The sequence below is a fragment of the Plantactinospora veratri genome (assembly GCF_036421995.1).
GTDB classification, from domain to species: Bacteria; Actinomycetota; Actinomycetes; order Mycobacteriales; family Micromonosporaceae; genus Plantactinospora; species Plantactinospora veratri.
In genome coordinates, this window is record NZ_JAZGQL010000006.1 from 21,546 (window position 1) to 35,730 (window position 14,185).

At 73.8% G+C, this 14,185-nt stretch carries 13 protein-coding genes; 9 read left to right on the top strand and 4 right to left on the bottom strand.

Annotated features, from left to right (window positions below):
* Positions 1-39: 39 nt before the first annotated feature.
* Entirely contained in the window at positions 40-651 is a 612-nt protein-coding gene (locus tag V1634_RS09520; RefSeq protein WP_331207393.1) for a CGNR zinc finger domain-containing protein, read from the top strand.
* A 215-nt stretch (positions 652-866) separates the two neighbouring features.
* Positions 867-1,214: a hypothetical protein gene (locus tag V1634_RS09525; protein ID WP_331207394.1), complete on the top strand. Its 348-nt coding sequence runs from the start codon at positions 867-869 to the stop codon at positions 1,212-1,214.
* Positions 1,215-1,217: 3 nt separating this feature from the next.
* Here the strand turns inward: V1634_RS09525 and V1634_RS09530 are convergent, their stop codons facing one another.
* Positions 1,218-2,246, bottom strand: coding sequence for a BTAD domain-containing putative transcriptional regulator (locus tag V1634_RS09530; RefSeq protein ID WP_331207395.1), 1,029 nt, complete (start codon positions 2,244-2,246; stop codon positions 1,218-1,220).
* 246 nt (positions 2,247-2,492) lie between these two features.
* Between V1634_RS09530 and V1634_RS09535 the strand changes: the two genes are divergently transcribed.
* The 3 genes from V1634_RS09535 (at position 2,493) to V1634_RS09545 (ending at position 4,910) form a co-directional block, all read left to right on the top strand.
* Positions 2,493-3,212 (top strand): DUF998 domain-containing protein, encoded by a 720-nt coding sequence (locus V1634_RS09535; protein ID WP_331207396.1) that lies wholly within the window; start codon positions 2,493-2,495, stop codon positions 3,210-3,212.
* Between the two features lie 223 nt (positions 3,213-3,435).
* Positions 3,436-4,200, top strand: a complete 765-nt coding sequence (locus V1634_RS09540; protein ID WP_331207397.1) for a G5 domain-containing protein — start codon at positions 3,436-3,438, stop codon at positions 4,198-4,200.
* Positions 4,201-4,403: 203 nt separating this feature from the next.
* Complete coding sequence (locus V1634_RS09545) at positions 4,404-4,910, top strand: GNAT family N-acetyltransferase (protein ID WP_331207398.1); 507 nt, start codon at positions 4,404-4,406, stop codon at positions 4,908-4,910.
* 42 nt (positions 4,911-4,952) lie between these two features.
* Here V1634_RS09545 and V1634_RS09550 read toward each other — a convergent pair whose 3' ends face one another.
* Positions 4,953-5,759 carry a hypothetical protein gene (locus tag V1634_RS09550; RefSeq protein ID WP_331207399.1) on the bottom strand — a complete coding sequence of 269 codons (807 nt, stop codon included), beginning with the start codon at positions 5,757-5,759 and terminating at the stop codon, positions 4,953-4,955.
* A 119-nt stretch (positions 5,760-5,878) separates the two neighbouring features.
* Complete coding sequence (locus tag V1634_RS09555; protein ID WP_331207400.1) at positions 5,879-6,874, bottom strand: L,D-transpeptidase; 996 nt, start codon at positions 6,872-6,874, stop codon at positions 5,879-5,881.
* A 114-nt stretch (positions 6,875-6,988) separates the two neighbouring features.
* On the opposite strand from V1634_RS09555, the gene V1634_RS09560 reads away from it, so the two are divergent.
* Positions 6,989-7,417: a VOC family protein gene (locus V1634_RS09560; RefSeq protein WP_331207401.1), complete on the top strand. Its 429-nt coding sequence runs from the start codon at positions 6,989-6,991 to the stop codon at positions 7,415-7,417.
* A gap of 12 nt (positions 7,418-7,429) precedes the next feature.
* On the opposite strand, the gene V1634_RS09565 is transcribed toward V1634_RS09560, so the two are convergent.
* Positions 7,430-8,557 carry a DNA polymerase III subunit beta family protein gene (locus V1634_RS09565; protein ID WP_331207611.1) on the bottom strand — a complete coding sequence of 376 codons (1,128 nt, stop codon included), beginning with the start codon at positions 8,555-8,557 and terminating at the stop codon, positions 7,430-7,432.
* 165 nt (positions 8,558-8,722) lie between these two features.
* Here V1634_RS09565 and V1634_RS09570 point away from each other — a divergent pair, with 165 nt between their 5' ends.
* The 3 genes from V1634_RS09570 to V1634_RS09580 all read left to right on the top strand — a co-directional run bounded on the left by V1634_RS09570 (position 8,723) and on the right by V1634_RS09580 (position 14,185).
* Positions 8,723-9,541 carry a S1 family peptidase gene (locus V1634_RS09570; RefSeq protein WP_331207402.1) on the top strand — a complete coding sequence of 273 codons (819 nt, stop codon included), beginning with the start codon at positions 8,723-8,725 and terminating at the stop codon, positions 9,539-9,541.
* A gap of 709 nt (positions 9,542-10,250) precedes the next feature.
* Positions 10,251-10,664, top strand: a complete 414-nt coding sequence (locus V1634_RS09575; RefSeq protein WP_331207403.1) for a peptidase inhibitor family I36 protein — start codon at positions 10,251-10,253, stop codon at positions 10,662-10,664.
* 515 nt (positions 10,665-11,179) lie between these two features.
* The gene (locus tag V1634_RS09580; RefSeq protein WP_331207404.1) at positions 11,180-14,185 is read left to right on the top strand and encodes a LuxR C-terminal-related transcriptional regulator; all 3,006 of its coding nucleotides are present in this window, start codon (positions 11,180-11,182) and stop codon (positions 14,183-14,185) included.

Here is a 14,185-nt window from a genome sequence, read left to right on the forward strand (position 1 = left end):
CCCGGCCGCCCGGACAAGCCGTCAGCAGAGGAGACGCGGATGTCCCAGCAACTCGCGCTGGCCCTCGCCGGCACGATCCGGCACGACGGCAACGGCGGTGTCGCGGACGACCTCGCCGACGTCGCCGGGCTGACCGGCTGGCTGCGGGAGCAGGCCGAGCCACTGCGCGAGTACGCCGGCAGTCTCGGCCCGGCCGGGGAGCTGGCCGACGAGCGGCTCCGGCTCGACGTGGTCGGGCTGCGCCGCGCCGCGCGTACCCTCCTCGCCCGGGCGGTGCACCCGGCGCCGCCGAGCCGGGCCGACTCCGCCGCGCTGCTCCCGGCGCAGGACGCCGTCGACCAGCTCAACCAGGCCGCCGGGCGGTGGCCGATCCGGCCGGTACTGAGCTGGCCCGACCAGGCGGACCCGACCCTCGTCTGGTCCGGGGAACCGGCCGACGCCCGAATACGCCTGGTCGCCGGGCTGGCCCGGGCCACGATCGAGTTCCTGGCCGGCCCGGCCCGGGACCGGCTGGCCGCCTGCCCGGCCCCCCGCTGCGTGCGCTACTTCGTCCGGGAGCACCCGCGTCAGGAGTGGTGCAAGGCGTCCTGCGGCAACCGCGCCCGCGTCTCCCGGCACTACCGGCGCCGCGCGGCGGACCGGGCGGACTGACGCCGGCCCGTCCCGGCCGGCGGCACTTCCGGCCGGCGTGGCGGGTTCTGCCGGTTCTGCCGGTCCGTGCTGCGGTACGGCCCGGGTCCGCCCAGCCCGGCCGGGGCGGTCCGGAGCCGGCACGCCGCACGTTCCGCTACCACGGGTACGCCCGGCACCGGCCCATAGCGTTGCGGGGGTACCGCACACCCCCCCCGGGCGATGGGAGCAGGAAGATGCGTCGGATCCTCGCCGTACTCACCGCGGCAGTCCTCGGGGTCGCACTGGTCGCGCCACCGGCGCCGGCCCTGGCGGCCCCCGGTGACCAGCGCTGGTCCTGCGGCAGCGTGCCGGCCGGCTGGGTCGTGCTGGCGTACGCCGGGATCTGCGACCCGAACACCCGGGCCAGCTACCTCTTCGTGCAGCAGGCGGAGGGAATGCCCGCCGGCTCCTCCCTGACGGTGTGTCAGTTCTCGCCCATCCCCGGCGGCTGGCGGATCGTCTACGGACCCGTGCACGTGAGCAGCTGCGTCGTCAACTGGGGCAGTTCCTCGCCCAACGCGTACATCATCTCCAACTCCTGACCGTCACGCCGGGCGGCCGTCGGCACCGGGTACCTGCTGGCGCAGCACCCGCAGATGTGCGGCCCGGAGTTCCGCGCCGGGCAGCACCCCGAGTTCGTCGGCGAGGCGTGCACGCAACCGGCCGAAGAGCCGCAGCGCGCTCGCCTGCTGCCCCGTACCGGCCAGCGCCAGCATCAACCGGGCGTGCAGCCCCTCGTGCAACTGCTCCACCTCGGCGACCTGGGCCAGCGGCGTCGTCACCCGACCGGCGGTACCGGTGGCGAAGGCGAGGTCGGCCAGGGTCAGTACGCAGTCCAGCCGGTGCCGGGACAGGGCCGTCGCGGCGGGATGCCGGAGCAGCCCGGACCCGGCACCGGCCAGCAGCGGCCCACGCCAGCAGGCCAGCCCGGCGGAGAAGAGCTCGACCGCCCGGTCCAGTTGCCCCCGGCGGTGCGCTCGGGCGGCCCGCTCGGCCAGGCTCCGGAAGCGTCCCGCGTCGACCCGGTCGGCCGGCAACGCGAGCCGGTACCCGTGACGGTCGCGGACGATGACCGGGGCGGTGGCCGGACCGGCGTACCCGGTGCGGACGAGCCGGCGCACCCTGGTCAGATAGGTCTGGACCAGGCCGCGACAGCTACGCGGCGGCCGGTCCCACAGCACGTCGACGATGTCGCAGACCGGCACCGGCTGGTCCGGTTGCACGGCGAGCAGCCCGAGCAGGAGCTGGTGCTTCGGCGGTCCCACGTCGACCGGCCGCTCCCCGTGCCGGACCCGCAGCGGACCCAGCACGTCGATCCGGAGCGACCGGTCCGGCCCACCCGGCCGGCCGGCGATGGTGGAGCCGAGCCGGGCCTGCTCGGCGGCGGAGAGGTCGAGGGCGGCGGCGAGCCGGGTGAGTACCCGGCGCTGCGGCTGCCGTACCCGGTCGTGCTCCAGATCGCGTACGGTCCGTACGCCCACTCCGGCGCGGGCCGCCAGGGCAACCTGGGTCATCCCGCCCCGCGCCCGGTACCCGCGGAGCAACGCGCCGAACGTGCCCGACTCTTCGCTCACAGCGCCCGACCCAACCGCAGCGGTAGACGTGGATGCCGATCCCTCGACTCCGCCGAGACTCTCAGCCGGGACTGGACGCCGACTGGATCGCCGCTGGACCGGCCGGCGGTGGCCCGGTCACCGGTGCGCTACTCCGATCGGTGTAGCCGGTAGTCCCGAGGCGTCGGTGCGGATGTCCACCCCGGGACGACGCGCCGACCGGCGGTCCGCCCATAGCGTCCGGGCAGGTCCACCGAGGAGGTCCAGATGTCCCGCACCGAAATCCCGACCCGGCCGCCCCGATCCGTCGGCGTGGCGCGTCCCCCGCGCCACAGTGTCGTCGCCGATGCCGTACTGGCCGGAGTGGCGCTGCCGTTCGTCGGCTTCGCCGTGGCCGACCTCGGCACCCCGGGGTGGAGTCCGGTGGAGCGCATGGTCAGCCACTACGTGCACGCCCCGGGGGTAGGCCCACTGGTTCCGGCCGGGCTGCTGGCGCTCGCCGTCGCGTCGGCCGGACTGCTCCGGCTGGCCGCCGCCCGGACGAGGGGAGGCGGAGCCGGGTTGTGGCTGCTCGGGATCTGGAGCGCCGCCGTACTGGTCGGAGGGATCTTTCCGACCGACCCGTACGGCCAGTGGGACCGGCCGCTCTCACCCGCCGGCATGGTGCACGGGATCGCCGGGCTGACCGCCTTCACCGTGCTGCCGGTCGCGGCGGTCCTGCTCACCCGGGTGTGGCGGCGGGATCCCCGGTGGCGGCCGGTGAGCCGGGCGGTGACCGCCTCGACGGTGCTGTGCGTGGTGGCGTTCCTGGGCTTCGCGGTGACCGGAGTCGACGTGATGACCGAGGGCGCGTCGCTGACCTTCGGCGGCTACGAGAGCGTGGCCGGGCTCGCCGAACGGGTGATGCTGTGGTCGTACGCCCTCTGGCTCGGCACGGTGACGGTCGGCCTGCGCCGGCTCGTCCGGCAGGACCGGTCGAACCGGTAGGAGGGGTCGGGCCTCACCCCGGGGCACCGGTCGGGTGCCGGGGACTCGTTTCCGTCCCGGTACGGCCGGCGATCCGCCGACCGGTGCTCCTACGTACGGCGGCGGACGGAGCCTCCCGGCCATTCGTGGGATCCATCGGTGTGTCCGGTGGAACCGGTCAGCATCACGAAGTGTCGCCGGTCGACCACTATGGATGATCTAGAGCTGCGCCAAGACTGCTCCCGTGACCAATCAACCGCATGAGCCCGGCGCGTACCCGCACACCCGGCAGCAGCCGGTGCACCAGCCGCCCTCCGGCCCGGCGTACCCGGTCGGGGCGGCCCGGTCCCGACCCGGCCTCCTCGGTCGACTCGGCCCCGGGCAGAAGGCCGCGCTCTTCGTCGGTGGCCCGGTGCTCTCGCTGCTGCTCTGCTGCGGTGGTCTCGCGGCGATCGGGAACAGCGTCGATCCGGAGGCCGGTTCGGCGAACACCTCCCCGGCGGCGGATGCGCCCGCTCCGGCCGTACCGTCAGGGTCGCCGAGTGTCCCGGCGACCGACGCGGCGGAGGTCGCGAGTCCCGCGCCGACCTCGGCGAGCCCGACGGCCGAGCGGCGGAGGGTGACCGAGACCCGCAGCATCCCGTTCGGTCAGCGAACCGTGCAGGACTCCTCGCTGGCCAAGGGGAAGCGCGAGGTGCGTACCGCCGGAGTGAAGGGCTCGAAGACCCTCACCTACGAGGTCACCTACGTCAACGGTGTGCAGACGGGCAAGAAGCTGGTTGAAGAGGTGGTGACCAGGAAACCGGTGACGCAGGTCGTCGCGGTCGGCACCAAGGAGACCCGCAGGTGCGATCCGAACTACGGCGGTTGCGTACCGATCGCCAGTGACGTGGACTGCGCGGGCGGCAGCGGCAACGGTCCGAAGTACGTCAGCGGCCCGGTACGGGTGATCGGCGACGACATCTACGACCTGGATCGGGACGGCGACGGCTACGGTTGCGACGACTGAGCGTCGTGGGTGTCAGGATGCGGCGGTGGACGGCGCCTCCGGCGGGAGGATCCGGTCGACATGTCCGTGACCACCCGGACGTGAGCCGGGGCGTGGGCGGACGGCCCCGGCCCAGCCCGGCCGCCGCCGACAGCGGCAACGGGTGGACGGGGCCGGCGGAATATCGCTGGCCGCCTGCGGGCCGCTCCGGCGAGGATGATGCGATGCGGATCCGACCGGCCCGCCGGCAGGACCTGCCCGGACTGCGGGACATCGAGCGGGCCGCCGGGCGGTCCTTCCGGGACGTCGGGATGCCCGAGGTCGCCGACGACGAACCACCCTCCGTCGAGGAACTGGCCCGGCATCAGCGTGCCGGCCTGGCCTGGGTCGCGGTCGACGCCGACGACGTACCGGTCGGCTACCTGGTGGCCGAGCCGGTGGACGGCAACCTGCACGTCGAACAGGTCTCGGTGCATCCCCGGGCCGCCCGCCGGGGCGTGGGCCGGCAACTGCTCGAACACCTCGCGGCGCATGCCCGGGCCGGCGGGGTACCGGCGTTGACCCTGACCACCTTCACCCACGTGCCCTGGAACGCCCCGTACTACTCGCGGTGTGGGTTCGTCGTCCTCGACGAGCCGGAGCTGACCCCCGGGCTGGTCGCGATCCGGGCCCACGAGGCGGCACACGGCCTGAACCGGTGGCCCCGGGTCTGCATGCGCCGGGACCTCTAGCCCGGCCCGCCGGGCCGGAGCGCCCGGGAAACCGCACCGGGCTCAGATCTTCTCGACCTGGGCCGGCGCGGGCGCGGTGACCTCGGCCGGAGTGCCGTAGCTCGCGAAGGTGACCTCGGCGTCGAAGAGCATCAGTTGGGTGGAGGAGCTGGCCTTCAGCCGTACCGGCCGGCCGCTTCCGTCCAGATGGAGCGAGACCTCCAGCACGATGACCTCGCCGACCTGCTTGGCCCAGGCCGCCATCTGCGGCCCCGCGGTGTCCAGCGAGAAGTTCCAGTCCACGGTGTAACCGGTGGTCCCCTCGGGTTCGCCCGGCGCCGGGGTGGCCTCCAGACCGGTCGCCTCGGGCAGGCCCTGGTCGAGCAGGAACAACGGGTCGAGCAGTCGGGACATCACCAGTACGAACCACTCGGGTGCGATCGGCTGGTCGAGGGTGGCCCGCCACCCGGCGGGGACCGAGAACCACTTCTTGCCCGCCGGCAGCTTCCACTGCGACGAGGTCAGGTACGCCGCCGTGTCGACCGCGACCAGTCGACCGTCGACCGTCCTGGGCTCGCCGGAGTCGGTCGAGGTCCGGTAGCTCCAGGTGACCGCCATCCCGCTGCCGGCCATCACCTGGGCCTCTCCGGTGATGGTCCCGCCGGCGATCGTGCCGCCGCTCTGCCTGGTCTTGAAGGTGGCGCGCAGGGTCCGAGCCTGTTTGACCGCGTCGGTCGCGCCCCGCATCGCCGTCGGCTCCGCGGGCGCCGCCCCGGACGCGCCGCCCCCGCCGAGGCTCTGGCAGCCGGTCAGCACGACGAGGACCAGGGCGGCAGCCAGCACGGCGCCGCCACGGTGCATCCGAGTCATCCCGCTCCCCGTTCCGGTGTCTCGGTAACCATCCGTAGAACGGCGGAGCCTAGCACGCCGGCCGCGACGTGACCGCCGATCGGCCGGCGGGACCACCCGGGCGGGCCCGTCCGGAGCCGTCAGCGGGCCAGCACGGGGACCGGTCCGGCCCCGGCGAGCCGATCGGGTGCGGAGAACCGGTCCAGCACCAGCAGTTCGGTGCCGGGGGACAGCTCGGCGAGCAGGAGTTCCTGTGCCTTCCGGGCTATCCGGATGCAGCCGTTGCTGTTGTCGCGGCCGAGTTGGCCGGGGTCGTACCAGGCGTGCAGTCCGATGTGCGCCCCGCGCAGCCCGGACGGTACCGAGTTCGGTTCGTCGGGTACGGCGCCGAGCGCGAAGACGGCGGTGTCGGCGTAGATCCGGCCGGGCAGGGTCGAGCGGCCGAGGATGAACGTCCGGCCCAGCGGAGTCGGCGTGGCCGAGGTGCCGACGCTGACCGGCCAGGAACGGACCAGCCGGTCGTCCCGGTACCAGTGCAGCCGGTGGGTCCGCCGGACCACCACGACCAGGTCGCGCAGTTCCTCGGTGCTCCACGGCCCGGGCGGCACCCAGGCGATGGTCCGGTTCGCCGACGGCAGCAGCAGGGCGGCCCAGCCGGCCCGGCGCGCCACGATCGGCACGGTCACCGGCACTCCGCTGATGGTGGGCGCCAGGAAGGCCCGGGGCCGGCCGCCCGGCGCGTCGTACACGGCGAGCCGGCGGATCGGCCGGAGGCCCTCGCCGAGTCGTACCGTCGACATCGGCGCCGGGTCGCGGGGAAAGCCGCGCGGTGCGGGTCCGTAGTCGATCGTCGGCAGGTTCGCCGGAGGTGGCGCGGCGGGCAGCGTCGGCTCGGCGCTCGGCGGCGTGGCCGGGGCGACCGGAGTCGGCGGAAACCGGTCGACCGCCGCCGGTGGTTGGTCGGCGGTCCGCCGTGGCCCGGGCGCCTCGTTGACCACCACCACCGCCAGCACGAGCACCCCGCCGAGTACGGCCAGCGCGGCACCGATCCGGCGGCGTGCCCGCCCCGAGGCTGCCGTCGGCGCCGAGGCTGTGGCCCGCCCCGAGAATATCCGGTTGAAGCGGACAAAAGGCATCTGACCACTTTATGTGATCGACTCGTCTCGGCGGGTCATTCGAGCTGGCCCGCGTGTCCCCGGCGGGCGGCAGGAGCGGCTGGTCCCGGACGGACCCGTGCCAGACTGAGGGCCATGACTGAGCCGTCCCCGGTCCGACAACTCCGGCTGGTGGTCACCGCCGACGACTACGACGAGGCGCTCCGTTTCTACCGCGACGTGCTGGGCCTGCCGGAGCGGGCGGCCTTCTCCTCACCGGACGGCCGGGTCACGATCCTGGAGGCCGGCCGGGCCACCCTGGAGATCACCGATCCGGGGCACGCCGAGTACATCGACGAGGTCGAGGTCGGCCGCCGGGTCGCCGGGCACATCCGGGTCGCCCTGGAGGTCGACGACAGCCCGGCGGTGACCGCGACCCTGGCCGACGCGGGTGCGACGGTGCTCGCCGAGCCGACCCGTACGCCGTGGAACTCGCTCAACTCCCGGCTGGCCGCCCCCGGACATCTGCAACTGACCCTCTTCACCGAACTGGGTGCCGGACACCCGGACCAGCAGCCGGACTGAGGCTCCGGGCGGTCAGATCCGTACCGGCATCAGGATGGAGAAGGCGCGATCGTCGTCGGGTCGGCGTACCGCCAGTGGGCGGATCGGCCCGTCGAGTTCGAGGACCAGTTGGCCCGGCCCTACCGCGTCCAGGGCGTCGAGCAGGAACTCCCGGTCGACTCCGATCCGCACCACCGGATCGGTCGGCGGGGCCGGGGCATCGGCGGGGGAGACGGTGAGCCGGTTGGCGGCGTCGACCGCCAGCACGCTGACCGCGCAGCGGGTGCCGTCGTCGGGGCGTACCACCGTGCGGGTCCCGCCGGCGGTCAACCGCTCGCGCAGGCCGGCCACGTCGACGGTCACCCGGCGGCGGTCCGACCCGCCGGTGGCGGCCCGGAGCAACCGGCGGTAGTCCGGAAAGTCGTGCTCCAGCGGGGTACCGGTGACCCGGCGGTCCCGCACCCGCAGGCTGACGGCGGCGGAGCCGAGGGTGAGGGTCGCCGGCCAGCCGCCGGTCAGCAGGGCCCGGGCCGCGTCGACGAACGAGACCGGCGCGGTGAGCCGGGAGATCCCGATCCGGGACGGCGTAGCCCCGGCCCCGGCGCGGTCGTCCGGGCCGGTGTCGGCGACGACCTCGGAGACGGCCATCCGGTACCGGTCGGTGGCGACCAGCCGGAGCACGTCCCGGTCGATCTCGAAGTGCACGCCGCCGAGCATCGGCAGCCCGGGGTCGGCCCCGACCGCGAACCGGACGGCGTCGACCGCCGCCGCGAGCTTCCCGCCGGGTACGGTCAGCCGGACCTCCGGCTCGGCGGCGGTGCAGAGTACCCGGAGCCGGGCCGCCTCCCGGCGGGCATCGGCGAGCCCTTCCTCCAGCCGGTGCAGGTGTGCGTCCAGCAGCCGGGACACCGCGGCCGGGTCCGAGCCGCGCAACTCCAGCACCCGGGTGATCTCGGCCAGCGGCATTCCGATCCGGCGCAGGCCGGCCAGCAGGCGGGCGGCGGGCAACTGCCGTTCGGCGTACCGGCGGTAACCGGTGCCGGGGTCCACCGACGCGGGCGCCAGCACGCCGGCACCGTCGTAGAAGCGCAGCGCGCTGATGCTCAGGCCGCTGGCCCGGGCCATCTCGCCGATGCCGAGAAGTCGGCCGCTCCCGTTCATGAGCAGGCATTCTGCCCCCTCGACCAGGTCGAGGGTCAACCCGCCGCAGGGATCCGGCCCGGCGCATCGCCCGGTGGTAGGGGAGAAGGGATATGTATCTACGGACATCTATTCGACGCTAGGGTGCTGCCTGACCGCGACTCCGACACCCCTGGAGGTCAGCCCATGTCCCGACCACACCCGGCGCGGGTGCTCATCCGCCGCACCTGCCTGGTGGCCGCGCTGGTCGCCGCCGGCCTGTCCCTGCCGGCCGTCGCCTCGGCGGCACCGTCGACCGCGTACGCGAACGTGCCGGCGGCGTCCGACGCGCCCGCACCGGAGCCCACCGACGGCGACGGCGGTGTCGGCACCCTGGTGGTGAACGGCCGGCCGGCGTCGGAGAACTATTCGTTCCTGGTCTACACCTCGGGCTGCTCGGCCTCACTGATCAAGGCCAACTGGGTGGTCACCGCCAAGCACTGCCCGACGCCGGGTTCGGTGCGGGTGGGCAGCGTCAACCGCACCAGCGGCGGCACGGTGGTCAGCGTGGTGCGCGCGGTGAACCACCCCTCCATCGACGTGAAGCTCTTCCAGCTCGGCACTTCGGTGAGCTACGCCCCGGCCGTCATCCCGAGCACCTCCGGCGCGGTCGGCACGGCGACCCGGATCATCGGCTGGGGGCAGACCTGCCCGACCCGGGGTTGCGGCTCGGCACCGACCATCGCCAACGAGTTGGACACCTCGATCGTGGCCGACAGCCGCTGCTCCGGCATCAACGGGGCGTACGAGATCTGCACCAACAACACCAACGGCAACGCCGGGGCCTGCTACGGCGACTCCGGTGGCCCGCAGGTGCGCAGCGTCGACGGCCGGTGGAACCTGATCGGCGCGACCAGCCGGGCGGGTAACAACAACTCGACCTGTGCCACCGGGCCGTCCATCTACGGCGACCTGCCCTCCATCCGGTCCTGGATCAACACCCAGGTCGGCGGCCTGCCCTCCTGACACGCCCGCTTCCGAAGACCCCCTTACCCGGGCCCGGCGACCGGTTCGCCGGGCCCGCGTGGTGCCGCCCGGGCGTTACCGGCGGCGGCGCCGGACCGGGGTACGAGAAAGACGTAACGGGTCGGAAACTGTATGGCCATAGTCGTGCGTCCGGTCCTGGTCGGTTATCGAACAGTTGCGGTAAACGGTGCCGAATCGGTGTGGGGTTGGTTGTGAGAGCCATGGTCGCGTGTTATGGTATCGACACTGTCTGATGGCTTGGCCAGGGCGATTCCTGCTTTCTCCACCGAGGACCGCGTACGGGGGCGTCGCGTGAGTGTGAGAATTCCGTTGTTCGATGCCGCACAATGGCGTGCCGGGCAAAAACCCGATCGATGACTCGCTGACACCACGCGGGCCACGGCCACCGCCGGTACGCCCGCGCCGCCGCCCGCCGGTCGTGGACCGGCTCCGGGCGATTCGGCGACCGCTTCCGTGCCCGAGCGCCACCAGCGCCGGTCGAGCCGTCGCCACCTGCGGATACGTCAGCGGTGGTTGCGGGTCCACGACAGTTTCCGGGTGTTGCGGCGTTACACCCGGCCATCGTGCCGCCCGCCTGCCGTCGACGTCGGCCCGTGCCTCGACGCACCCGCACCCGGTTTACCGGACGGGACTCCTCCCTGCCTTTCGCCATCGTTTCTGGAATCGGTCAGAAAAAGGGGGAAACATCATGCGAAAATTGCTCACCAATAAGCGGAACGGCTTCCGGGTGTTGTTGTCGCTGGCCACCGCTGCCATTGTCGCCGGTGCGTACGCCGGGCCGGCGGCGGCCGCTGCGGCCACGGCCGACACCGACACGGCGGCGACGAGTAGTGGGACCTGTGAGTTCCTCAACGCGCTCTGCCTGTTCGAGGGAACCTCGTACACCGGAGCCCGGTTCACCGTCTCCGCGCTGGACCCGGCCGTCGGGGCCTGCGTCGACCTGGTGGACCACGGCTGGGGAGAGCGGGCCCACTCCTGGATCAACACGAACAGCCGGGCGGCGCTGCTCTACGTCAACGACGACTGCACCGGCCGGCCGATGCTGCTCAGCGGTAGCAACCCCGCCTTCACCTTCCCGGCGAAGAGCGTCTTCGTCTACTGAACCCTCCCACCGGTACGTGAACCTTCCCACCGGACGGCGCACCGGGCAGCCGGGGAGAGGCTGACCACCGGACGACGACCGCGAGCGCAGCCAGAACCAGTACAGGCAGCCGGGAGGGGTGGAGACAGCCGGAAACGGCTGCGGCAGCCAGGATCGGCTGGCGACCGGCACGACCAGCACGAAGGGCACGACCAGCACGACTGCCGGCAAGTCGGCCGGCCGGGGGCGGCGGCACCCCGGCCGACCGGCTCGGCGCCGGCTGTCCTGTCTCGGCTGTCCTGTCTCGGCTGTCCTGTGCCTCTCGGGTCCGCGTCCCGGCTGCCTCAGGTCCGCGTCCCGGCCTCGGCCAACCCGTTCGCTTCGATCGGGGCGCGGTGTCGCCGCCGCTCCGGACGTCCCGGGTCGCCATCATCCGGCGATGCCGGGTGAACCAGGCTCGTCCGCAAGGGGTGAACCGCGACGGGCCGGGTAACCGCCTCGGACCGTCGCAGCGGCGGGCCGGAAGAGGTGGGGCATTGTCGGAACGGATCGAGGCTCGGGTCGAGGAACGCATCGAGGAACTGGTCGGAACTGTCGTGCCGGGCACCGGCCCGGCACCCGCCGGTCAGGACGGCGGCGCCGGGCGGCCGGTTCCGCCGCTGCTCACCGCCAAACTGGCCGCCGCGCCCCGCTCCGGCGCGGTGCTGCTGCCCCGGCCCCGGCTCTTCGAACTGCTCGACCGCGGCACGGCGGGGCCGTTGACCGTGGTCTCGGCCTCGGCCGGCTGGGGCAAGACGGTACTGCTGAGTTCCTGGTGCCGGGCCCGCAACGCGACGGACGCCCGGGCCGGGAAGAGCCCGGACCGGGGCCCGGTGGGCTGGCTCTCGCTGGAGCCGGGTGACGGCGGGGCACGGCTCTGGTCCTACCTGTACGCCGCGCTGCGTCCGGCCGTCGACGGGCCGGAACCGGACGTCGGGGCGGAACCGGACCCGGCGTACGGACTGGAATCCCTCGCCGACCAGTTGGCCCGGCGTCCCGGGCCGGCGACCCTGATCCTGGACGACCTGCACCACGTGGACGACCCCGAGGTCTCCAGCGGGTTGGAGTTCCTGCTCCGGCACGCGGCGGGACGGCTGCGGCTGGTGATCGGCTGCCGTACCGACCCCGGGCTCGGCCTGCACCGCTGGCGGCTCAGCGGGGAGTTGACCGAGATCCGCGCCACCGACCTGGCGTTCCGCGCGGGCGAGGTCGCCGACCTCTTCTCCGCGTACGGGGAGCCGCTGCCGCCGGAGCAGACCCGCAGACTGGTGAGCCGCACCGAGGGCTGGCCCGCCGGCCTGCGGTTCGCCGCCCTCGCCCTGCCGGGCCACCCCGACCCGGCCCGGTTCGTCGACGAGTTCACCGGGGAGCATCCGGACGTCGCCGCCTATCTGACCGAGGAGCTGATCGCCGGGCTCTCCGGTGACGCCCGGGAGGCGCTCTGCCGGGCATCGCTGGTCGCGGGCTTCTCCGTGGAACTGCTGGACACGCTGACCGGCCGGACCGACGCGGCCCGGGTACTGTCCGAACTGGACCGTCTCGGCGGGTTCGTGGTTCCGCTCGGCGGCCGGCCGGCGGGGTACCGGTGCCACCCGATGCTCGGCGAACTGCTCCGGTCCGAGCTGGCCCGCCGCCCCGCCGAGCAGGTGGCCGAGCTGCACCGTCGGGCCGCCACCTGGTTCGCCGCGAACGACCTGCCGGCCGAGGCGCTCCGGCACGCGCTGGCCGCCCACGACTGGCCGTACGCGATCGGCGTGCTGCTGCGGCACTGGCCGGACCTCGTCCCGTACGGCCAGTACGCGCCGACCCGGCCGGCGCCGCCGGGACCCGCCCCCGAGGTGGTCCGTACCGATCCCGAACTCGGTCTGGCCTGTGCCGCCGACCGGCTGGACGGGGGTGAGCCGGCCGCCGCGACCGACTACCTCGGATTGGCCGCCGAGCACACCGACCTGCTCGACGCCGCCCGCCGGCACCGGTTCCGGCGGATCGCGGCGGCCCTGCGGCTCGCCGCCGCCCACCTGCACGGGGACGAACCGGCGGTACGTGCCGGTGTCGCCGACCTGCTCCGCCCGGATCCGCTCGACTCGCACGCCGCCAACGGGGCCGAGGTGGCGGTCGACACCTACCTGGACGCCGACCGGGTCGATCTCGCCCAGCTCACCCTGGCCGACCCCGACCGCAACTTCTACCCCGACCGCAACCTCGACCTCCACCTCGACCTCGACCTCCACCTCCACCGCGACCTCCACCCCGACTTCCATCTCACCCCCGGCCTTGACCTCGATTCGGCCGCTCCGGGCGATTCCGAACGGGACGATCTCGAACTGCGGGCCAGGGCGGTGGCCAGGATGGTCCCGGGAATGCTCCGGTTCGGCACGGGCGAGCTGACCGTCGCCGAGCCGGAGATCGCCGACGGGCTGGCCGAGGCGACCCGGGCCGGACTGACCCGCGCCCGCCGACTCTGCCTGGGCCGGCTGGCGCTGGCCCGGGCGGTCCGAGGGGAGCTGACCGGCGCCGACGAGGCCGCCCGGGCGGCACTCGGCACGGCGCCCTTCGACGGGCTGGTCCGGCCGGCCGACGGCGTACACGCCTATCTCGCGCAGGCGCTCGTCGCGCTGTACCGGGACCGCCCGGACGACGCGGACGCGAACCTGGCGCTCGGCGTCCGGGCCGCCGAGCACGTCGACGAACCGCTGGTACACGGGCTGGTCGGCATGATCGAGGCGCGGCTGCTGCGTGACCGGGGTGACCTGCCCGGCGCGCACCAGGTGCTGGCGGGCAGCCGCCGCCGCCTCGGCGACCGGGCGGAGGCGCAGCCGCTGGCGCACTGGCTGCTCGCCGCGGAGGCGGATCTCTGGATCGACCACGGCGACGTCGAGTTGGCCCGGGAGATGCTGACCCCGGCGGTGGAACGCGGAGTGGCTCCGGTCGAGCCGGTGGCGGTGGCGCTGTCCCGGGCCCACCTGCGAGGGCGGGACCCGCAGGCCGCCCTGCGTGCGCTGCCGGACTGGGCGGCGCCGGCCGGTGCCGGTGGGCCGCTTCCGCTGCGGCTGGCGGCCGGACTGCTCGACGCCGGTGCGGCCCGGCTGACCGGTGACCACCGCCGCGCCACCCGGGTGCTCGAACAGGTGCTCCGGCTGGCCGAGCCGGAGGGCTTCCGACAGGTCTTCACCCGGGCCGATCCACCGGTACGGGACCTGCTCGCCGCCCACCTCGACTCGGGTACGGCGTACTGGCCGATGGTGCGGGACCTGCTCGACTCCGTCGACGCGGCGGCCGGGGCGGTGGCGTCGACGCCGACGCCGCTGGGTGAGCCGCTGACCGAGCGGGAACTGACGGTGCTCCGCTACCTACAGAGCATCCTGTCCAACGTGGAGATCGCGGCCGAGCTGTCGCTCTCGGTGAACACCGTCAAGACGCACGTCCGGAACATCTACCGCAAGCTCGACGCCACCCGGCGCCGGGACGCCGTACGCCGGGCCCGCGAACTCAACCTGATCTGA

Excerpts from the sequence above, each read along its gene's own strand:
- V1634_RS09565 (WP_331207611.1), bottom strand. The coding sequence starts at position 8,557 with ATGAACGGGAGCGGCCGACTTCTCGGCATCGGCGAGATGGCCCGGGCC.
- V1634_RS09555 (WP_331207400.1), bottom strand. The coding sequence starts at position 6,874 with ATGCCTTTTGTCCGCTTCAACCGGATATTCTCGGGGCGGGCCACAGCC.
- V1634_RS09570 (WP_331207402.1), top strand. The coding sequence starts at position 8,723 with ATGTCCCGACCACACCCGGCGCGGGTGCTCATCCGCCGCACCTGCCTG.
- V1634_RS09535 (WP_331207396.1), top strand. The coding sequence starts at position 2,493 with ATGTCCCGCACCGAAATCCCGACCCGGCCGCCCCGATCCGTCGGCGTG.
- V1634_RS09545 (WP_331207398.1), top strand. The coding sequence starts at position 4,404 with ATGCGGATCCGACCGGCCCGCCGGCAGGACCTGCCCGGACTGCGGGAC.
- V1634_RS09520 (WP_331207393.1), top strand. The coding sequence starts at position 40 with ATGTCCCAGCAACTCGCGCTGGCCCTCGCCGGCACGATCCGGCACGAC.
- V1634_RS09525 (WP_331207394.1), top strand. The coding sequence starts at position 867 with ATGCGTCGGATCCTCGCCGTACTCACCGCGGCAGTCCTCGGGGTCGCA.
- V1634_RS09560 (WP_331207401.1), top strand. The coding sequence starts at position 6,989 with ATGACTGAGCCGTCCCCGGTCCGACAACTCCGGCTGGTGGTCACCGCC.
- V1634_RS09575 (WP_331207403.1), top strand. The coding sequence starts at position 10,251 with ATGCGAAAATTGCTCACCAATAAGCGGAACGGCTTCCGGGTGTTGTTG.
- V1634_RS09550 (WP_331207399.1), bottom strand. The coding sequence starts at position 5,759 with ATGACTCGGATGCACCGTGGCGGCGCCGTGCTGGCTGCCGCCCTGGTC.